At 42.7% G+C, this 19,792-nt stretch carries 24 protein-coding genes and 1 pseudogene; 17 read left to right on the top strand and 8 right to left on the bottom strand.

Translation table 11 applies throughout. The features are described from left to right. Positions 1-203: 203 nt before the first annotated feature. From LAY57_RS26715 to LAY57_RS26740, 6 genes are all read left to right on the top strand, one after another. Positions 204-590 carry a hypothetical protein gene (locus LAY57_RS26715; RefSeq protein ID WP_249070213.1) on the top strand — a complete coding sequence of 129 codons (387 nt, stop codon included), beginning with the start codon at positions 204-206 and terminating at the stop codon, positions 588-590. A gap of 110 nt (positions 591-700) precedes the next feature. Further along, the gene (locus LAY57_RS26720) at positions 701-1,741 is read left to right on the top strand and encodes a dipeptide epimerase (RefSeq protein WP_249070214.1); all 1,041 of its coding nucleotides are present in this window, start codon (positions 701-703) and stop codon (positions 1,739-1,741) included. A 568-nt stretch (positions 1,742-2,309) separates the two neighbouring features. Next, complete coding sequence (locus tag LAY57_RS26725) at positions 2,310-3,350, top strand: N-acetyltransferase DgcN family protein (RefSeq protein ID WP_249070215.1); 1,041 nt, start codon at positions 2,310-2,312, stop codon at positions 3,348-3,350. Between the two features lie 36 nt (positions 3,351-3,386). After that, entirely contained in the window at positions 3,387-3,632 is a 246-nt protein-coding gene (locus LAY57_RS26730; RefSeq protein WP_249070216.1) for a hypothetical protein, read from the top strand. Between the two features lie 18 nt (positions 3,633-3,650). Further along, the gene (locus tag LAY57_RS26735; RefSeq protein ID WP_249070217.1) at positions 3,651-4,007 is read left to right on the top strand and encodes a hypothetical protein; all 357 of its coding nucleotides are present in this window, start codon (positions 3,651-3,653) and stop codon (positions 4,005-4,007) included. 80 nt (positions 4,008-4,087) lie between these two features. Next, a complete protein-coding gene (locus LAY57_RS26740; RefSeq protein ID WP_249070218.1) occupies positions 4,088-4,720 on the top strand; it encodes a type I restriction endonuclease in 633 nt (210 codons plus the stop codon). A gap of 151 nt (positions 4,721-4,871) precedes the next feature. Here the strand turns inward: LAY57_RS26740 and LAY57_RS26745 are convergent, their stop codons facing one another. Next, on the bottom strand, positions 4,872-5,033 hold the full coding sequence (locus LAY57_RS26745; protein ID WP_249070219.1) for a hypothetical protein: 162 nt from the start codon (positions 5,031-5,033) through the stop codon (positions 4,872-4,874). A 258-nt stretch (positions 5,034-5,291) separates the two neighbouring features. Between LAY57_RS26745 and LAY57_RS26750 the strand changes: the two genes are divergently transcribed. The 3 genes from LAY57_RS26750 to LAY57_RS26760 all read left to right on the top strand — a co-directional run bounded on the left by LAY57_RS26750 (position 5,292) and on the right by LAY57_RS26760 (position 8,412). Continuing rightward, on the top strand, positions 5,292-7,586 hold the full coding sequence (locus LAY57_RS26750) for a tetratricopeptide repeat protein (RefSeq protein WP_249070220.1): 2,295 nt from the start codon (positions 5,292-5,294) through the stop codon (positions 7,584-7,586). A 30-nt stretch (positions 7,587-7,616) separates the two neighbouring features. Further along, positions 7,617-7,814 (top strand): DUF2283 domain-containing protein, encoded by a 198-nt coding sequence (locus LAY57_RS26755; RefSeq protein ID WP_249070221.1) that lies wholly within the window; start codon positions 7,617-7,619, stop codon positions 7,812-7,814. A 388-nt stretch (positions 7,815-8,202) separates the two neighbouring features. After that, entirely contained in the window at positions 8,203-8,412 is a 210-nt protein-coding gene (locus LAY57_RS26760; protein ID WP_249070222.1) for a hypothetical protein, read from the top strand. 19 nt (positions 8,413-8,431) lie between these two features. Here LAY57_RS26760 and LAY57_RS26765 read toward each other — a convergent pair whose 3' ends face one another. From LAY57_RS26765 to LAY57_RS26775, 3 genes are all read right to left on the bottom strand, one after another. Then, the gene (locus tag LAY57_RS26765) at positions 8,432-8,668 is read right to left on the bottom strand and encodes an NfeD family protein (RefSeq protein ID WP_249070223.1); all 237 of its coding nucleotides are present in this window, start codon (positions 8,666-8,668) and stop codon (positions 8,432-8,434) included. Between the two features lie 272 nt (positions 8,669-8,940). Beyond that, on the bottom strand, positions 8,941-9,174 hold the full coding sequence (locus LAY57_RS26770) for a hypothetical protein (protein WP_249070224.1): 234 nt from the start codon (positions 9,172-9,174) through the stop codon (positions 8,941-8,943). A gap of 53 nt (positions 9,175-9,227) precedes the next feature. Next, the gene (locus tag LAY57_RS26775; protein ID WP_249070225.1) at positions 9,228-10,463 is read right to left on the bottom strand and encodes an LL-diaminopimelate aminotransferase; all 1,236 of its coding nucleotides are present in this window, start codon (positions 10,461-10,463) and stop codon (positions 9,228-9,230) included. 227 nt (positions 10,464-10,690) lie between these two features. Here LAY57_RS26775 and LAY57_RS26780 point away from each other — a divergent pair, with 227 nt between their 5' ends. The 6 genes from LAY57_RS26780 to LAY57_RS26805 all read left to right on the top strand — a co-directional run bounded on the left by LAY57_RS26780 (position 10,691) and on the right by LAY57_RS26805 (position 15,906). Continuing rightward, the gene (locus tag LAY57_RS26780) at positions 10,691-10,933 is read left to right on the top strand and encodes a hypothetical protein (RefSeq protein WP_249070226.1); all 243 of its coding nucleotides are present in this window, start codon (positions 10,691-10,693) and stop codon (positions 10,931-10,933) included. Between the two features lies 1 nt (position 10,934). After that, positions 10,935-11,363 carry a type II toxin-antitoxin system VapC family toxin gene (locus LAY57_RS26785; protein ID WP_249070227.1) on the top strand — a complete coding sequence of 143 codons (429 nt, stop codon included), beginning with the start codon at positions 10,935-10,937 and terminating at the stop codon, positions 11,361-11,363. Positions 11,364-11,696: 333 nt separating this feature from the next. Continuing rightward, positions 11,697-14,243 (top strand): nitrite reductase large subunit NirB, encoded by a 2,547-nt coding sequence (gene nirB / locus LAY57_RS26790; protein ID WP_249070228.1) that lies wholly within the window; start codon positions 11,697-11,699, stop codon positions 14,241-14,243. Between the two features lie 34 nt (positions 14,244-14,277). Beyond that, positions 14,278-14,928: a transaldolase family protein gene (locus LAY57_RS26795; protein WP_249070229.1), complete on the top strand. Its 651-nt coding sequence runs from the start codon at positions 14,278-14,280 to the stop codon at positions 14,926-14,928. Between the two features lie 10 nt (positions 14,929-14,938). Beyond that, complete coding sequence (gene nirD, locus LAY57_RS26800) at positions 14,939-15,307, top strand: nitrite reductase small subunit NirD (protein WP_249070230.1); 369 nt, start codon at positions 14,939-14,941, stop codon at positions 15,305-15,307. Between the two features lie 353 nt (positions 15,308-15,660). Then, positions 15,661-15,906 carry a DUF2470 domain-containing protein gene (locus LAY57_RS26805; RefSeq protein WP_338022501.1) on the top strand — a complete coding sequence of 82 codons (246 nt, stop codon included), beginning with the start codon at positions 15,661-15,663 and terminating at the stop codon, positions 15,904-15,906. A 42-nt stretch (positions 15,907-15,948) separates the two neighbouring features. Here LAY57_RS26805 and LAY57_RS26810 read toward each other — a convergent pair whose 3' ends face one another. Continuing rightward, positions 15,949-16,299, bottom strand: coding sequence for a helix-turn-helix domain-containing protein (locus LAY57_RS26810; RefSeq protein WP_249070232.1), 351 nt, complete (start codon positions 16,297-16,299; stop codon positions 15,949-15,951). A gap of 105 nt (positions 16,300-16,404) precedes the next feature. On the opposite strand from LAY57_RS26810, the gene LAY57_RS26815 reads away from it, so the two are divergent. After that, positions 16,405-16,953: a hypothetical protein gene (locus LAY57_RS26815; protein ID WP_249070233.1), complete on the top strand. Its 549-nt coding sequence runs from the start codon at positions 16,405-16,407 to the stop codon at positions 16,951-16,953. On the opposite strand, the gene LAY57_RS26820 is transcribed toward LAY57_RS26815, so the two are convergent. The 3 genes from LAY57_RS26820 to LAY57_RS26830 all read right to left on the bottom strand — a co-directional run bounded on the left by LAY57_RS26820 (position 16,943) and on the right by LAY57_RS26830 (position 19,351). Then, positions 16,943-17,713, bottom strand: a complete 771-nt coding sequence (locus LAY57_RS26820) for a class II glutamine amidotransferase (protein WP_249070234.1) — start codon at positions 17,711-17,713, stop codon at positions 16,943-16,945. The two genes, LAY57_RS26815 and LAY57_RS26820, sit on opposite strands and share 11 nt — an antisense overlap. Before the next feature lie 154 nt (positions 17,714-17,867). Continuing rightward, positions 17,868-18,551: a Uma2 family endonuclease gene (locus LAY57_RS26825; protein ID WP_249070235.1), complete on the bottom strand. Its 684-nt coding sequence runs from the start codon at positions 18,549-18,551 to the stop codon at positions 17,868-17,870. Between the two features lie 239 nt (positions 18,552-18,790). Next, positions 18,791-19,351, bottom strand: a complete 561-nt coding sequence (locus LAY57_RS26830; protein WP_249070236.1) for a Uma2 family endonuclease — start codon at positions 19,349-19,351, stop codon at positions 18,791-18,793. Positions 19,352-19,507: 156 nt separating this feature from the next. Between LAY57_RS26830 and LAY57_RS26835 the strand changes: the two are divergent. Further along, positions 19,508-19,696: pseudogene (locus LAY57_RS26835) on the top strand (DUF4058 family protein); the annotation flags it as partial. Positions 19,697-19,792: the final 96 nt, after the last annotated feature.

Genomic DNA, 19,792 nt, shown 5'->3' on the forward strand with positions numbered 1-19,792 from the left:
AGTGGTAAAAATCAAGATTTCCAGAGCAATCATTGGCAATTTTTAGTGGTGAGTTATTTCCGCCATCCTGCACTAGGCTAGGGGCTAGGGGCTAGGGGAAGAGGGAAGAGGGGAGTGGGGGAGAGAATCACCAATCACCAATTCCCAATCACCAATCACCAATCACCAATCACCAATTCCCAATCACCAATCACCAATCACCAATGAAACTAGAATTTGTACCAGTTGAAGAATTTTATTTTGCCTTAACTTTGGCGGTGAAAAACCTAGAAGATATCGACGAAACTAACTTGGTAAAAGAAGTGGAAAACAGTCTCAAGGAGAAATTCGGTCAACCTTCTACAGTTGCGGCGGCTAAACAGAACAATTTCAACTATGTGTTTCGCGTTCAAGGTATAGATAATAGTCCGTCAAACGAACTGGTTGTTTCCGTTGCAGACTGGCAAGGAAAATTGCGCCTTGCCAGCGATTATGGTTGGATGCTGGATGAAAATCGTCACGCCGTTAAGACGGAAAAATTTGCACAACGATCGGAATTTTCAGAAAAGCTAAAAACATATTTAGCGGATTGTCTAGAAGTAAAATTTTGAGAAAGTAGAACCATTATTTGGTACGTTGTTGCGCTTTAGCGCTAAAGCGCAACAACGTACTAATACAGAAATTTTCGTTTAGTTACATAGCTTGATTTTTTCTTGCCTTCATGCTGATTCAGATTAAACAATTTACTGTCAATAAACGATTTCCTTTAACTATCAGTCGCGGCACTACCGCCACGACGACAAATGTTTGGGTGGAAATAGAAGAAGATAGAATTGTGGGATGGGGAGAAGCTTCGCCTTTTTCGATCGGGGAACATCGACAAACTACTGAGGCAATTCAAGCAGCATTGCAGCAAGTCGCGCCGAGACTAGAAAAGTTTAGTCCTTTGGATAGACAAGAAATAGAAGAATTTTTGATTAAATCTGATATTCCTTCGGCGGCGCGATCGGCTGTGGATGTGGCGTTACACGATTGGATGGGTAAAAAAGCAGGTTTACCTCTTTGGCGTTTGTGGGGATTGGATTGCGATCGCATCGTTCCCATCTCTGTTACCGTCGGCATCAATACCCCAGAAGGCGCGAAGCAGCGCGTGCGAGATTGGGTTAATTATATAGATGCGAAGGTGCTGAAGGTGAAATTGGGAAGTCCCCAAGGAATTGAAAGCGATCGGGCCATGTTTGCTGCTGTCAGGTCAGAAGCACCATCTGCTAAAATCAGCGTGGATGCTAATGGTGGTTGGAATTTGTCAGATGCGGTGAAGATGTGCGAATGGCTAGCTGAATATGGCGTAGTATATGTAGAACAGCCTTTGCCACAAGGACAAGAGGAAAATTTATCAGAACTGAAAAAGAAATCTCCTCTGCCTATTTTCGTAGATGAAAGCTGCTTTACCAGCCGCGATATTCCCCAATTAGCAGATTCCGTAGATGGAATTAATCTAAAATTGATGAAATCTGGCGGTTTAACTGAAGCGATGCGGATGATTCATACAGCCCGCGCTTACGGTTTGCAGGTGATGTTCGGTTGCTATTCCGATAGTTGCCTATCGAATACGGCACTTTCCCATCTCTCACCACTTGCCGATTACCTGGATTTGGACAGTCATCTAAATTTGATCGATGATCCTTTCAGTGGTGCTACAATTCAAAATGGATGTTTGCTACCGAAGGATTTACCGGGGTTAGGAGTCAATCGATTTTAGATTTTGGATTTTGGATTTTGGATTGATGAGTTCAACCGCAGCTAACACAACCGCTGAGTGGAACCAACCCTCGGATAACATACAAAAGTAAATTTGTCAAGTTCGATCGCCAAGAGGGTGCTGAGGACGCCAAAAAATCAAATCATCGTCAAGTGAGAAATTTCCGATTTTGGCGATGCAGTTCAAATAAAAACCACGATAATATAAGGCTTTCAGACTATGGTAAAACCATATTTTGCATTTTAGACATACTCGCCCTGATTATTATTTCTGTCAAGATACCTCAAATGACGCATTTCCGTCAATAGTTGCTAAAGATTTTCAGTTATTTTTTGGGTAAAAAAGGGCATTTGATTTGAATATACAAACTGAATGCGATTTTGAATAAGCTTATTTTATATAAAATTGCTGGCCAAATGTACAAACGAGAAACTAACGAGTAAACTTATAAACGAAGAAACTATCGCCTTCCAAAAAATCTATACTTACCCATTTACCCAACAAAAAATCTGTATTTACATCTGTGTTCATCTGTGTTCATCTGTGGTTAAAAAAATCTACATTATATATGCTCAAACCAGACCAAAAACTAGCGATCTTACTGCACGAGGGAATTCGCGGCATTCACGGAAAAACCGGACTAACTTTGTTACGCTACAGCGAAGCGTCAATTGTGGCAGTAATCGATAAGCAATGCGCTGGGGAATCATTGCCAAAACTGACAGGAATTCCTCGCGATGTACCGATTGTTGCTTCAGTAGAAGATGCACTTTTATACAATCCAGATGTATTGGCGATCGGCATAGCGCCTTCTGGTGGAATATTGCCAGATATCTGGTTTCAGGAAATCAAACAAGCAGTAGCATCTGGATTGTCAGTAATCAACGGGTTGCATACGCGACTGGCATCTCATCCAGAAATACAGGGATTGCTGAGAGAAAATCAATGGATTTGGGATGTGCGACAGGAACCGGCTGGGTTAGGAGTTGGGACTGCAAAAGCGCGATCGCTTCCTTGTCGCCGCGTCTTAGCTGTCGGTACGGATATGGCAGTTGGGAAAATGTCAACTTGTCTGGAATTACATCGCGCTTCTTTGCGACGAGGATTGCGATCGCAATTTCTCGCCACCGGACAAGCGGGAATTATGATATCCGGTGATGGGATACCGCTAGATGCCGTGCGGGTAGATTTTGCGGCGGGTGCAGTCGAACAATTGGTAATGCGATTTGGCGAAGATTACGACATCCTATATATAGAAGGACAAGGTTCGTTACTGCATCCAGGTTCCACGGCTACATTACCACTTTTGCGCGGTTCCCAACCAACACATTTAATATTAGTACATCGAGCCGGACAAACTCATATTCGCAATCTTCCTCATGTGCAAATTCCGTCTTTGTCGGAAGCGATTAAATTGTATGAGATGGTTGGTAGTGCTGGGGGTGCGTTTGAGAAAGTGAAGGTAGTTGCGATCGCACTCAATACCGGACATTTGGATGAGGTGGCGGCGAGAAATGCGATCGAGCAAGTTAAGATAGAGACGGGGTTAGCTTGTACTGATGTGGTAAGGTTTGGGGGAGATTTGTTGGTGGATGCGGTGATGGAATGAGGTTTTCTAATTTAATTTCCAAATTGAGGTAAGAAAATGCTAGACAAAATCGTTCAAATTTCCGATATTCAGAATGAAAATATCAAATCTTTGGCTCAATCTTTTAGTGTATCTGAAGATGAAATTATCCGTCGTGCCTTAGATGAATTTATCCGAGCGAATATGATCAGACTTCAACCTGGTGACGGTAGTGGTCTAGAGAGTTTTCTTGCTCGCGCACAGGAGATATCAAAAAAACACCATTTACCAGAAGGCTATCGTTTTAGCCGTAACGAACTATAACGCTAATTCATTTGTGAAATGATCCTAAAAGAACCAGAAATTCACCAAGTTCTAGAACAAGTTAAAGCTGCTTTTCCCAACTTGACTGACTGGGAATACAATAACGAAAAAAATCAAGAATATTTCGGCTTCTCAGTTTGGGGAGAGTTTGTTCTTAACGCCGAAGAACTAATGGCACAGCGTTTTTTTATCACCTTTGATACTTATGAAGACAAGTGGCGAGGATATTTAACGATCGGACTACCAAACTATCTTTGGTCAAGTGCCAATGTAGGTGATGCCCACTTGGTAGATACAGACCGTTGTGAATTTTTAGAAGAGGCAATTACAGCACTCAAGGCAAAAATAGTAGAACTGTTGAGAGGTTTTGTGTGAGTCATCCAAGCAACTGATAGACTTGCTTCTATCCGAGATATCTGAAGTTTTCTAATTTAATTTGCGAAGGAAAGTAAATTATGATTCAAACAATCCCAGCACAGACAATTGAATTGCACGATTTAATCGAAAATTTTGGTCTTCAACGTACTGAGGATGAACAATTTTTTCGTGAATGGCAAGATAATTTGCCGGAACTCACGGATTTGGAAAAGCAAGCTTTAGATGATGTCAAGCGGGATTATTTCCACCTGGCTGAGTATCCTATGTTGGAACCGATCGTTAAAATGGTGGTACTTTCTCCGTTGTTGAAATTAGCTGGGTTTTATCGTCCGCCATTTTATCTTGCAGCGGAGAAGGAAGTAAGAATTTCCTTTGAGGATGAGGGAATCACGATAACGGGACGCTTGGATATTCTGGTTTTTACACCTGAGTTTTGGATACTGGTAGTTGAATCAAAAAGGGCTAAGTTATCTTTGGAAACGGGAATCCCGCAAGCATTAGCTTATATGTTGGGTAATCCAAACGCAGATTTATCTGGGTTTGGATTTGTGACTAATGGTAGTGAGTTTAGGTTTTTAAAATTGACTAGAGAAGGCACGACAAAATATGCCACATCTCATTTGTTTTCTCTTGATCGAGGTAATGACATCTATACAGTTTTGAGGGTGTTAAAACGGCTTGCTCAATTATTTAGTTCGCCTGGAGTTTAAACCTTCTGGCTAATAGTCCGCCTGGGGTTCAAACCCCAGGCTAATAGCGAAAGTCCACTAAAGTGGACTAAGAAGGAGAATTTCAGTCCACTTTAGTGGACTTCAGCTATTAGCCCGGAAATTGATTTCCGGGCGGGCTTTGTTGATTAACTTATTGTTCGTCTTTATCTTGTTGCTTTTTGATTCGATATAGGTGAATTGCTATAGCCACACTCGATCCAATTGCTAAAGCGGGACAAAAAGGCCAAATTGTCAGGACGCTGGCGGTAATTCCTAATGCAGTTAAGAAGTCTTGGAAATCTTTGTTTTCCATAGGATTGTACCAACACTCTCGATTTATCAACTGAATTCATTTTGTAACTTGCCAACAATGTCAGCCAGAGGAGATCCTGACGATAAGCAGGAACTTAGGTTTTTTGGCTAAAATCCCTGGAAAGCAGCGCTCAAGCGCTTCCCAGCTTCCAGAAACGATACATTTTGCAACTGCTCACTGCCTTAAAATCCGAAAAACGCTATTATCTCCCTTAAGATCGGTGTAACTTCGGCAACCAGGGTTTTAGGCAGATAAGCGATGAATCAACAGAAACGGATTCGGCGGAGCTATGTCCTTAGCGAGAATGGCTGGAATAAATTCCAAGATGCGCTAGAGGAAAAGTTTGAGGGTAAATGTTCTAATGAACGTTTAGCCGGACTATCCAAGTTAAGTACCGACACTGTTTCAGAGATACGGCGGCGGAAAAAAAGGGTTGATGAAAGTTCGATCGAGGCTTTGTTCCGTGCGTTGGGGCTAAAACTAGAGGAAAACGACCTTTCTGTTACTGTTCGGGTATCGCCACCCCAGGAAGATCCGAATTTTGTGGGGCGGGAGGGTGCGATCGCAGATCTCAACCGCCTAATCCAACAAGGTGCAAAAGCGATCGTCATTTACGGTAAAGGCGGTATCGGCAAAACGACCCTGGCGTGGCAATTCCTCAATACGCAGGGATTCGATAAAATACTCGACCTGCGGATGGCGAAGGAAACTCAAAATATTACCTCTGCCGAAAGTGTAATTGAAGAATGGCTGCGGCGATATTTTGATGAAGAACCAGGGCGAGAGTTTGGCGTTACGCTGGATAGATTGAGGCAGCATTTGCGAAATCCCAACCAAAGAATAGGCGTATTAATTGATAACCTGGAACCAGCACTAGATGGAAATGGCAGGTGTATCGAAGCGCAGCGAAAATATGTGGATTTATTCACTGCTTTAGCCGATCCCTCAGTGCAATCTGTTACCCTAATTACCAGTCGGGAATGCCTGCACGAACCAGCGGTAACAGTTGAGCATTATAGCTTAGAAGGTTTGGATGTCGCCGCATGGGAAAAGTTTTTTAACAGCCGCAATATTCAGATAGATACAGAAGTGTTGAGTGCGATGCACCAAGCTTATGGGGGAAATGCCAAAGCTATGGAAATCTTCCTTGGTGCTATTAAGGAGTTTAACAATAGTTTAGCCGCTTATTGGCAAGCAAATAAAGATGATTTGTTGATTGAACCGGATTTAGAACATTTAGTCACCAGTCAGTTCGATCGGCTGCAAAAACTCCATTCATCTGCTTATAAACTTCTCTGCCGTTTGGGATGTTATCGATATCAAGATGTTCCAAGAGTTCCGATTGAAGGTTTGCTTTGTTTGCTTTGGGATGTGCAAGATAATCAACATCGACGGGTAATTAAATCGTTGCAAGATAGATCTTTAGTAGATTTTTGTAATGGAGAATACTGGCTGCATCCAGTCATTCGGGCAGAAGCAATCAAGAGGTTGAGGGAAAGTGAAGATTGGGAGATAGCGAATCGGAAAGCGGCTGAATTTTGGACGGAGAGTGTTAAGACTGTTGAAACTGTGGAAGATGCTGTTAGAGCTTGTGAAGCTTATAACCAGTATTTACAGATTGATGACTTTGAGCAAGCTGGCATCATAATAGTAAAAGAAATAAATAGTACATTGGACAATGTAAGTTCAAGTCTGGGTGCTTCATTTTATAGATTAGGTTTATCTCAACAGATTAGTATCAGGATAAATACAATTTTGGACAAGGTGACATCTGAGTATTGTCTGAGCAGACTTTATAATATTATAGGTAATAATTATGCGATAATGGGTAACCTTAAAAAAGGCATAGAATTTAATAGAATCTCAGGTCAAATAGCTAAAAAGTTAGGAAATGAAAAGCAACATTTAGTTTCTTTACTTAATATAGGACATTGCCAAATATATCTTTGGGAACTCGATAAAGGATTAGAATTTTTCGATCAATTAATTTTAATTTCTCAACCAACTAATTATAATCATTTCTATTTGGGACACTCCTTGCCTTATATAGCTTTTATAAAGTCATGTTTAGGTTACAAAGAAGAAGCACTTGTTATAGCGGAAGAGGCTGGTGTGAAAATTTTCAGGGATGATACAAGTAAATATGAACAAGGATATGGATTAATATATCTAGGTTTAGCATATAAAAATTTAGGAAAACGGGAAAAATCTTTTGAAATGTATCACAAAGCATTGGTTTATGCGGAAGCAAGCCATTACACTCAAGTTAAAGCAAAAGCTAAGTATGGTCTAGCAGAACTTTATCGAGAACAGGAAGATTTTACAACAGCACTTTCCCATCATACAGAATCAATAGAACTCCTAGAAAAAATAGGCGCTAAATGCGACCTAGCCGAAGCTTACTATCAACTTGCCTTAACTTATCAAAAAATGGGTGACACCGAAAAAAGTCAGCCAAAATTTCAAGAAGCAATTCGACTATTCAACGAAATGGAAGCACCCAAGCAAGTTGAGAAAGTGCAACGGGCGATGGAAAATGGGGAAAATCATTAACCGCTGAATTGATAAATATTGGAGACAGCCATGAAAATTACCTACGATTCTGAAGTAGATGTTATGAGAATCATCTTTAACTATTCCCCAATTGAAGAAAGCGATGAAGAAATACTTGGATTTATTGTTGATTATGACAAAGAAGGAAATATCGTGGGATTAGAAATATTAGATGCTTCTAAACAAATCGATAATCCCCGTTTGGTTGAATATTCTATCCCGAAATAATTCATGTAAGGGGTAAATCTAAACACGATTCAATGGCTACGCTTATAGCCCGCCTGGGGTTCAAACCCCAGGCTAATAGCTAAAGTCCACTGAAGTGGACTGAATACAAATCTTTCAGTCCGTTTTAACGGACTTTCGCTATTAGCCTCAGACTTGAGTCTGAGGCGGGTGTGGACTCAATACAAATTCTTCATTCCATTAAAACGGACTTTCGCTATTAGCCAGGGATTTTAACCCCTGGAGGGCTTAAAAATAAAACCTTGATTTATCAATTCCCCAAACTTACCGGAACCACAAGCATAGTACCTCACCAAACCCAGAAATAAGTGATATAATTTACTCAAATTTTGCATTCTCTTCCAACATCACAGGCAATAATAACATTCCTATGAACACCCTTGACCAAGTGCTAGAAACTGCTTCGCAATTGCCCTACGAACAGCAGGAAATGCCGATCGAAATTCTCCAAAATCGCCTCCACGAAAGCCGCCGAGCAAAAATGGCTGAAGATGCTCAACAAACCCTGGCAGATTTCAATGCAGGTAAATTTCAACGCCAGTCAGCACAGGAAGTAATTCTCGCATTGCGCCAGTCTTAAAAATCAAACCCTATATTTATTAATTCTCCAAACTTACCGGAACCACAAGCATAGTAATTCCCTGTCTCCCAACAACTTTCACAACTTCATCAGGAAAAACAACAACATCGCAATTAGAATGATAAAATCGAGCAGGCCAATAAGTAGCTAAACACTTAACTCTTCCCGGCTGATTTTGAGAAATAGTCTTTTCCACCGTTCCCATTAACGCTTCTGAAAACATCTCAACTTGTGCAGGCTCAAATAAACTAACCACTGATTACCTCCCTCCCAAATTTTGGGGTAACAAAGCAAAATATGGTAAGGGCGAAGCACTTGCGTAGTTATCTAATTGGTAAGATTCAAAAATGTTGGCGCAAGTGCTTCGCCCCTACACCAATACACCCTAGTTTCCACTTTGCAAGCAGCCTTCACCAGCGGAGATCCCGAACTTAAGCCAGAAGATAAGCTTTTGTAGCGACATTTCCGAAAATGCAGTACCAGCAAGCTTTTCAGCCGCTATAAGATTGAGCAAACAGAATTCGCCAATTAGCTTAACTTCCTTAACTTCGGGATAAAGTCGTTATCTTCCTGATGCTTGATGAAGTGCGATCGTTTTCCCAGATAAAATAAGTCGATCTGAGATTCTGCACTACGCTTTCGACCCGCCTGGGAATCAATTCCCAGGCTAATAGCTGAAGTCCACTTAAGTGGACTGAATTTTAATTCTTGACAGTCCTCTTTCAGAGGACTTTCGCTATTAGCGTGGGATTTGAATCCCACGCGGGCTATTTCTTTTGGGGATGGGGTGAAGGTCCGATCGCTTTTTCCCTCCCCTACGCCTTAAACTTCTCGGTAATCCGGCGCATCGCCTCCTCCACATTTTCCCGACTGTTGAATGCGGAAATGCGGAAGTAGCCTTCACCTGCGGCACCAAATCCAGAACCGGGTGTTCCTACCACATTAACAACTTGCAGCAATTTATCAAAGAACTCCCAACTCGACAAACCATTGGGGGTTTTTACCCAAACATAAGGCGCATCGACACCACCATATACAGCTAATCCCGCTGCTGTTAATTGTTCGCGAATTATCTTGGCGTTTTCCATATAGAAGTTGACTAACGCCTCGATTTGTGCTTTTCCTGACTCAGAGTAAATCGCCTCGGCTCCACGCTGCACAATGTAGGAAACTCCATTAAACTTGGTAGATTGGCGGCGGTTCCACAGTTTCCACAGTTCCACATCCGAACCATCTGCTGCTTTGGCGGTGAGTGTCTTCGGTACAACTGTCAAAGCACAGCGAGTTCCGGTAAAGCCTGCATTTTTGGAAAAAGAACGGAATTCGATCGCACAATCTCTTGCCCCTTCAATCTCGTAGATAGAATGGGGAAGTTCTGGATTGGTGATGAACGCTTCGTAAGCTGCATCGAAGAAAATAATTGAGCCGTTAGCTTTGGCATAGTCTACCCACGCTTTTAGGTGTTCTTTGGTAGCAGTTGCGCCTGTGGGATTATTGGGAAAGCACAGATAAATCAAATCGACTTTCTGAGAGGGAATCTCGGCGGTGAAATTATTCTCTGCGGTGATGGGAAGATAGACAAAACCCTCAAATTCGCCCTGATCGTTAGCAGCGCCAGTATGTCCCGCCATCACGTTGGTGTCCACATACACGGGATAAACTGGGTCGGTAACTGCGATGATGTTATCGTCGCCAAAGATATCGAGAATGTTGCCCGTATCGCATTTGGAACCGTCAGAGATGAAGATTTCCGAGGCGTCAACGTCGCACCCCCGCGCCTGGAAGTCGCTGGCGGCAATTTTCTCGCGCAACCAAGCATAGCCTTGTTCTGGGCCATAGCCTTTGAACGTATTGCGATCGCCCATTTCTTCCACCGCTTTAATCATCGCCGTGCGGCAAGCTTCTGGCAAGGGTTCGGTGACATCGCCAATACCCAGGCGAATAATTTTGGCGTCAGGATTTGCCTCTGCGAAGGCATTAACCCGTCGTGCAATTTCGGGAAACAGGTAACCCGCTTTGAGTTTGAGGTAGTTATCGTTAATTGTTGCCATATTCGATCGCTAAGTATGCCCTAAAACAGCTTACTCCCAAGTGTGGCGTTAAGAGTCGGGGATGTCGTTGGGAAGAGATCCCCCGACTGCTTTAAAAAGGGGGAGGGGAAATGCTAGAGCGCATTTGTAAATTAAAATTAACCTTTAGCTGCCACAGAATAGTAATATAATCTTTAAAGAATTGGTCATAATCTAAAGCAATGAATACAAAGCTTGTAGACTCTCTCATGCAAGTTATTCAGTCCTTATCCGAAGAAGACCGCGCACTACTCGAATCAAAACTGGAACGTCAGAAAAACTGGCGAGAAGCGTTTCAACGAGTAATCGAAGTCCGAGACGAGATCAACGCTTATCGTGGTGGGAAACCTCTAGATCCATCCCCAGAAGAAATTATATGGCAAATGCGAGAAGAACGCTCAGAAGAACTAATGCGTAGTTGCTTCCCACAATTCTACCCAGAGGAATCCTGAAATGACATCAGGCATAGTTTGCATAGATGCGAATTTTGTCGTGCGTATGCTGACTAGCAGTACGCCAGAATCTCCCTTTGATAATTTGTGGCTTGAGTGGCAAGCGTCAGGTTACAAGCCAGTTGCACCCACGTTAATTTACTACGAAGTTAGCAACGCTTTCCATCGATCTGCGGTTGCTCGGCAAATACTGCCAGAACAAGCAGTTAGACTTATGGATGCTGTTTTAAATCTGAATATAACCCTCTATGGCGATGCCGAATTGCACCGAGAAGCCTTGAATCTAGCTGCACAACTAAGACTGCCTGCAACCTACGACGCTCATTATCTCGCTTTAGCGCAACGATTGGAATGCGAATTTTGGACGGCTGACAGACGGTTGTTCAATGCGGTGCAGGCTACGCTGTCGTGGGTAAACTTGGTGCAATGACTCAGAATTAGAACATTTGCGTTGATGCCAAAATTATTATTTTGTATCATGATTTACATTTTTGTATACAGTAAGCGATCGCCATCTCTTTAACAAACCGATAATTTGTAGTTTAAGATACAGACAAAGCGAATTTATTCTATAAAAACTAATTTCTCTACACAAGACTCAAGATCTGAAACCACTCTGCTTTCATACCCAATGCAAAAACAAAATTGCGATCGTTCGCAAATTGCATAACATTTACATTTTTGTAGCTAAATTTACAAAATGGCTTATGAACCTTCTATAACACTGATAAGGAGAACTAAAACACAGGCGTTTTAGAAATTAATGACAGCCAAAAAGAATCTCATTGTTATCGGCAACGGCATGGTAGGGCACAAGTTCCTGGAATTAGCGATCGCAAAAAATGCGACGCAGAAATGGAACTTGATTACCTTTTGCGAAGAACCTCGCGTTGCTTACGATCGCGTTAATCTCAGCGGCTTCTTCTCTGGCAAAACAGCCGCAGACTTATCTCTAGTCGAACCTGGATTATATCAAGAAAACGGTATTCAGATTCATATCGGTGATAAAGCAGTTGCCATCAACCGCGCAGAAAAAACAGTTACATCTGCGAATGGTTTAACGGTTTCCTACGACAAGATTGTGCTGGCGACTGGTTCCTATCCCTTTGTGCCGCCGATTAAGAGAAATGACGCTACAGGAACTTTCGTTTATCGGACAATTGAAGATCTTGAAGCGATGTCTGGCTATGCCAAAAACTGTAAGGTTGGCGTCGTAGTTGGTGGCGGTTTATTAGGTTTAGAAGCAGCTAACGCCATCCAAAATATGGGATTAAAAACCCATGTAGTTGAATTTGCACCCCGCCTCATGCCAGTGCAAATTGATGAAGCCGGTGGTAACGTACTTCGGGACAAAATAGAAGAACTTGGCGTTTCAGTCCATATCAATAAATCCACGACAGAAATAGTCAGGGAAAATGGCAAAGTCGCCAAAATGCTATTTGCTGACGGCACTGAATTAGAAACAGACATGATTGTCTTTTCTGCTGGAATTCGTCCTCGTGATGAACTAGCCAGATTTTCTGGCATAACAGTAGGAGAACGTGGCGGTATCATCATCAACGATAATTGTCAAACATCAGATCCAGATATCTATGCTATAGGAGAATGCGCCCTTTACCAGAATCGGATCTACGGTTTAGTAGCTCCCGGTTACACAATGGCAGGAGTCGTCGCCGATCGTATCTTCAACAATATCACGACGAGCAGCTTTACTGGCGCGGATATGTCCACAAAACTCAAATTATTGGGAGTGGATGTAGCCAGTTTCGGAGATGCCTTTGCCACAACACCCGGCGCTAAAGAAATTGCCATTACAGATTCAGTTCAAGGCATTTACAAAAAACTTGTCCTCAACAAAGATGGCACCCTTCTTTTAGGCGGAATTCTCATCGGCGATGCTTCTGCTTACGGAACTCTGCTACAATTTGTCCAAAATAATATAACTCTACCACCTCATCCAGAAGATTTGCTAATGCCACCGCGCGAAGGCAAACCAGCAGTCGCCGCGATGGGAGTAAACAGTTTGCCGGATACCGCTCAAATTTGTTCTTGTAATAATGTCAGCAAAGGAGATATCTGTACTGCTATCCGCGAAAAGAATCTCACCGATATTGGTAGCGTCAAAAAATGTACTAAAGCCGGTACTGGTTGCGGTGGATGCGTACCGCTGGTGACGGATATTCTCAAGTCTGAGATGAAGAAAGCCGGGTTAGTGGTGAAAAATCATCTCTGCGAACACTTCCCCTATTCCCGTCAAGAACTTTATCATTTGTTGCGATTCCACCAAATCAAGACTTTTGACGATTTAATCCAACAACACGGCAAAGGTTTGGGTTGCGAAATTTGTAAACCAGCCGTCGCTTCCATGCTTGCTTCTACTTGGAACGATCATGTTTTAGCACCCACCCATGTCAGTTTGCAGGATACCAACGATTATTATCTAGCCAACATTCAACGGGATGGCACATACTCAGTAGTACCGCGCGTTCCCGGTGGAGAAATAACGCCAGAAAAACTAATTGTTTTGGGAGAAGTTGCTCAAGAATTTGGTCTTTACACCAAAATTACCGGCGGACAACGCATCGATTTATTTGGTGCTAGGGTGGATCAATTGCCATTAATTTGGAAGCGATTGGTAGATGCCGGATTTGAATCTGGACACGCTTACGGTAAAGCTTTGCGAACAGTAAAGTCTTGCGTAGGTAGCACTTGGTGTCGCTTTGGCGTCCAAGATTCTACCAGTTTAGCAATAGAAGTAGAACTGCGTTATCGCGGTTTGAGATCTCCCCACAAACTCAAGTCTGCTGTCTCTGGTTGCACCCGCGAATGTGCCGAAGCGCAAAGCAAAGATTTTGGGATCATTGCTACTGAAAAAGGTTGGAATTTGTATGTCTGCGGTAATGGTGGTATGAAGCCCCAACACGCGATCCTACTAGCAGCAGATATCGACAAAGAAACTTTGATTAAATATGTGGATCGGTTCTTAGTTTTCTACATTCGCACCGCTGATAGATTGGAACGCACTGCAACTTGGTTCAACAAACTTGAAGGTGGAATCGAATACCTGAAACAGGTCATTGTTGAAGATTCTCTGGGCATTTGTGCTGAGTTGGAAGCACAGATGGAACACCTTGTCAAGACTTATCAATGCGAATGGAAAGTTACAATTGAAGACGCGGAAAAAGTTCAGCGCTTCCGTCACTTCGTGAATTCAGATGAGTTCGATCCTAGTCTTGTATATGTAGAAGAACGCGGTCAAAAACGTCCTGCGACTGAAGAGGAAAAAGTTCTCATTGGTAGTGCAAAATAGTCTGAGAGATCTACTACCAAATTAGGAGAAGTTGATGGCGATTTATCTCGATTCGGCAATTATAGCTGAAGCCCAAACTGCAAAAGAGTTGGGCTGGGTAAAGGGGATTACCACTAACCCAACTCTTTTATCCAAAACCGATTTACCAGTGGAGACGACTCTCAAAAAATTAGCTGAATTGACCAATGGCCCGGTATTCTACCAGCTAATATCGTCTGAATTGGACGAAATGGTGAAGGAAGGCAGAAAGGCTTTTGAGATTATCGGTCATCAAACTGTGCTGAAAATTCCGGCAACGATTGTTGGCTTTCAAGCTGTTAGCTGTCTCTCGCCGGAAATTACCTGTTCGGTAACGGCAATTTATAGCGCTGCACAAGCTGCTGTGGCAAGAGAGGCGGGTGCAAAATACGCGATCGCATACGTGAACCGCGCCACCAAGCTATTAGGCGATGGAGTGGCACTGGTGCGAGAAATGGCAAGCGTTCTGGCAGGCAGTACTACCGACATTCTAGCCGCCAGTATCAAATCGCCAGAAGAAGCCGCCGCATCCCTGCAAGCGGGGGCCCATCATCTCACGCTTCCCTTGAGTATGTTGCAGGCTATGGCGACTAATGAACTGTCGCTGCAAACCGTTGATGAATTCGCCAAAAACGGGCGAGGAATTTTACAACCAGTCAATCAATAGGAGAAAGAAAATGGTTCAAGCATTACCAGTTCGCGATACAATTACAACATGGGTAAATGTCTGTCCGCTGGCAGCGATCGCACCCAATACCGGAGTTTGTGCCTTGGTTGCAGGTCAACAGGTAGCGGTTTTCCGAGTTGGATACGGCTCAGATCTTTATGCCATAAGTAACTACGACCCCTTCAGCAAAGCGTTTGTTTTATCCAGAGGAATTGTAGGCGATCGCAACGGCATCCCCAAAGTCGCATCCCCCATTTACAAGCAAAACTTCAATCTGCTTACCGGACAGAGTTTTGATGATGAAAACGTCAAAATACCTACATACCAAGTTAGAGTCGTGAGCGATCGGGTACAGATAGCCATTGGCGAAGTTTTGTAAAGTTCCTTCTAGAAGGCTGGCGGTTGTAGGGATTGCCGCTAGTAGCGTTCATCCACACACCCCATGTGTTATTTGCCAACCGTCGATCTAAAGCACGGTTGGCAATTTTATCTTTCGGGTTACAATTTTTTAGGTATTCTGTTACATCCCAAATCCATGTCTGATATCATGTCCGGTGGCATCGGTTGTCTAAAAAAAATAACTCTCTTATCTGTGTTCATCTGTGTTCATCTGTCTTCATCTGTGGTTAAAATTTAACCCTCGATGACAACAGACAATTTCTCGCATCACGCTTACGCTACCGATGCAACCGGACATGATATGACTCCCTATCCCCTGAAATCAGCTCGAGCATCTGCGCCCAGATGAACGAAGATCATGGCGACGCAGTACTTCTGTACGCTCAAACTTTCGGCAGTTTAACTGATGCAACGGCAGCAGAAATGCTTTCTATAGATACTGAGGGCATGAATTTATCCGCACAAATCAATGATACTGCTCTCCCAGTTCGCATCCAATTTGACCATATTTTACAAGATTCCGAAGATGCCCACCACACTCTGATTGCAATGGTGAAACAAGCGCGATCGGCCCATTGAGAATTGAGTAGCTGGAGTGCTAGAGCAAAAACTCCCTTGGCTTTATCTCTCTAAAGAATCAACCGCAGTAGTCAGTCTATCCACACCTGCCCGAACAATCATTGATACCTGACTCAGAGGCATGAGCTGGATTTTTGTCAGAATCTGGTTCAAATCCGAGGGATCTGACAGTGGTTTACCCTCCAAACATCTGAGGAGATCTTCTAGTGTGTAGCCCGATCTCGCTGCAATCTTAGCCAAATTTTCGGTATCGGGAATCGTATCACCCTTTTCCCACAACTGAACAGCCGTAGCAGAAACTCCCAATACCTTGCCAAACGCTCGCTGACTCATTGAGCCACGAGCCGTTTTGATGATTTCAATAAGTTTCTCTTTACCTTCGATATTCACCACTGGAGGACTACTCCACCGCATCTACAAGTCAACGGGTCAATTCTTACATCATTATTATTTATACATTGACAATTCCACTTTACACTTGCGTTAACAAGACATTTAATGTATAATTGCATATATAAATGTAATAAAGGACAAGACTGGCAAGTTAACCCAAAACAGATGGAATCGATCGGGTTGCACGGTCACTTATATAGCATTTGCTCAAAACAGCATACCATGAAAACACGCAAAACACGCAAACCCCGCCCAAAAGGCCAAAGCCTCACTGCGGCTAGCAAAATCCACCCCGAAACCTGGAACATATCCAAAGAAGAGGCTGCTAAAGCGCTAAAAGCATTCGGCATCCCCGTCAAAGAGATAAAAAAGGTAACCTGCCTCAAGCATCAGGTTTGCATATCTTACCAGAATCAAGCAGGATTTGGATGCTGTTCCTTTTTCAGCTATCGAATTTTTGCCCGTTGGCAGCAGGCAGTCGAAAAGCTAATTGCCGATTCCCACACTATATCAGAGTGGGAAAGCTTGGGCGACATCATCGAGTACGATCTAGTCAAATTTCCCTATCCCAGGCAAATAGCCAATGCCTTATGGGATGCCTTAAAACACCGCTGGCATCAGCTGATAGGAGTAGCCAAATACATTAAAATTTGAGCGGCAACCCATCTTGAAACACTAGCAATTCTCCGGGTTCAATTTGAGTCCAGACTTCGTTGTCAGTGAGGGGAGTAGTAGCAATTACGGCAACACGATCGCTGGGAGTAGTCAACTCCTGAAAGTCTACCGTTACATCTTCATCAATTAAATGAGCAGCAGCAAAAGGCGCTTGACGTAGAATGTAAAAAAGCTTGGTTGAGCCGTAAGCAAAAAAATGTTCCCCATCCGAAAGCAAGTAATTAAACACACCTTTTTCTGCTAAAGTTGTTGTAATCTCCTTCAGCACAGCATATAGTTCCCGCATAGGCGGTTTACCCCCAGGAAAGCGTTGTCGCCACGTTTCTAGAATCAGACAGAATGCTTTTTCACTATCTGTATTACCCACAGGTTTATAAAACCCTGTGCTTTTAAAATCAAAATCTACTAAATTCCCATTGTGGGCAAATACCCAGTACCGCCCCCACAATTCCCGACAGAAAGGATGGCAATTTTCTAAAGCAATTTTGCCCTGAGTTGCTTTGCGGATATGGGCAATTACGTGAGTGGAGTGGATAGGATAGCATTTTACCAAGTCTGCTATGGGAGAACTCACCGAAGGTTTGGGGTCTAAAAAAATTCGACACCCCAAACCTTCAAAAAAAGCGATACCCCAACCATCTCGATGTTCGTCCGTTTTCCCTCCCCGCGCCGAAAATCCCTCAAAAGAAAAACAAATATCCGTGGGAACATTGCAGTTCATTCCTAGTAGCTGGCACATAGATGCTAAATTTCTTAAACTAATGGTAGAGCTAGTCGCTTTTACGTAAGGACTGTCATAAGCTTAGCCTAGCGTAGGGGTTAGCACTATTGCCCATCTTCGTAGGCCCGATCGCAGATGTGACAAGCGATCGTTGGAGTACAAACAGGAGTCCTCATGGATCAACCCCTAAACTTCTTAACCGTTCTTCTAACTCTTTTAACCGCGCCTCTGCTTGTTCAGCCCGTTGGCGTTCTTGTTGCAATTGTTGTTCCATTTGTTGATTGAGTTGTCCCAATTCCACAAACGTTAAAAATCGTTCTCCTGTTGGAGTAAAAATTTGCAATTCTTCAGACATTTCAAATCTAATTCCTAAACGGGGACTCACCCAACCTTGAATTTCCTCAATGATGGTTAGTTGTTCATCGGTTCTTTGCCATCCTCCTAAATCCACTTTTTCAGGATCGTAGAGATAATATTCCTCAACCCCATATTGTTGATAAAACTGGAGTTTAGCCCCCATTTCTTTAATGGTATTACCTGGCGAAAGAATCTCAAATACCACTTGTGGTGGAATATCATTTTCTTCCCATTGTTTATAGGAACCTCGATATCCTTTGGGTCTACCAAACACAACCATTGCATCAGGGGCGCGACGTATGGTATTATTATCTTCAACGGGATACCACAGTAAATCCCCTGCAACAAAAACATTCGGATCGTTAGAAAATAACAATTCCAAGTTTTCTTTAATTGTAACTATCCATTGAAATTGCAGAGTATTATCAGACATCGGTTGCCCATCACTATCGGGGTAAACAATAGGCTTTTTAGTTTCAGGTTGTAGTTGTTGGATCATACGCTTGATGTTTAGTTGAATGCTGTTGTTTTTAGTTTATCCTACTGGTAGGATCGAGTTAAAGGATATCTCTATTATTTTTCAAATATCACAACTATAACATAATTAATCCTAATTAAACAAACTTCGTCAATTATATTAAATAAAAGGATCGCACTTTAGCACAGAAACCGGTTTTTTTGGAAAAACCCGGTTTCTGCCTAATTTATGAACTGTTTAAATTTTTAATTTTGAATTACTTACCCTGGTATCCTTGCCAATTGAAAAACCTGTTCAGCCGTAATTTCCAAACCCTCAAACAGAGAATCAATTAGTGGAGTGTCTCCCATATAAGTTTGAGGTGGCGCATCTGGATAAAAAACTGTAATGCTTCTGGCTTGACTATCTACCACCCAAACTCGCAACACTCCCGCATCCAAATAATCTCTTGCTTTAGCAGCTAATTGCCCAAAAGTTTGTCCTGGTGAAATAATTTCGATCACTAATTCTGGTGGAACGGGACAGGCTTCATTTTCCATCCAATCAGGTGTTAACCGCTGATAAGAAACATATAAAAGTTCTGGTATCGGCACCCAGCTTTGCTCCCGTCGCGTAAGTACCACAGCCCATTCTATCCCGACTTCACCTTTGTCTTGACCCCAGTTTTCTAGTAATCTTAGTAGTGCTTTTGTGAGTCTGGAGTGAAAAAATTTCGGTGACATTTTTGGTATTGCCTCACTATCTACCAATTCGTAAGTCACATCGCCTTCTGGTAGGGCGAGAAATTCTTCTAGGGTGAGTTTGTTCTTTGCTTGGAGCATGAGCGATCGCCCCCCTGTCAAATGTTTACTTCTAAACTGATATTTTTAGTTTATCCTAGATGTAGCGGCTAATTCACTTAGATGGTAAATTCTTCAAACTCTTTCTAAACTTGCTCCTATACTAAATTCAGAGTCGCACTGATTAGAGGTAAATCGATGCCTTCACCTTTTCCAGGGTTTGACCCTTATCTGGAACATCCTGATTTTTGGCCTGAAGTTCATAGTCGGCTAATTGTGGCACTTGCAGATTCTTTAGTTCCTCAAGTTCGTCCTAAGTATGAAATTGCGATTGAAAAGCGCATTTATGAAATTAATCCCTCTAATGGTGATAATTCGCTAATATTATTGTCACAAATAAACCAGCGATGTAGTTTTTATATTGGTATCCACGGCTATGAAGAGGTGGAATCTCTTACTTTGTTCCATGAACAAACTGCTCAA

Source organism: Argonema antarcticum A004/B2 (assembly GCF_023333585.1).
Classification (GTDB): domain Bacteria; phylum Cyanobacteriota; class Cyanobacteriia; order Cyanobacteriales; family Aerosakkonemataceae; genus Argonema; species Argonema antarcticum.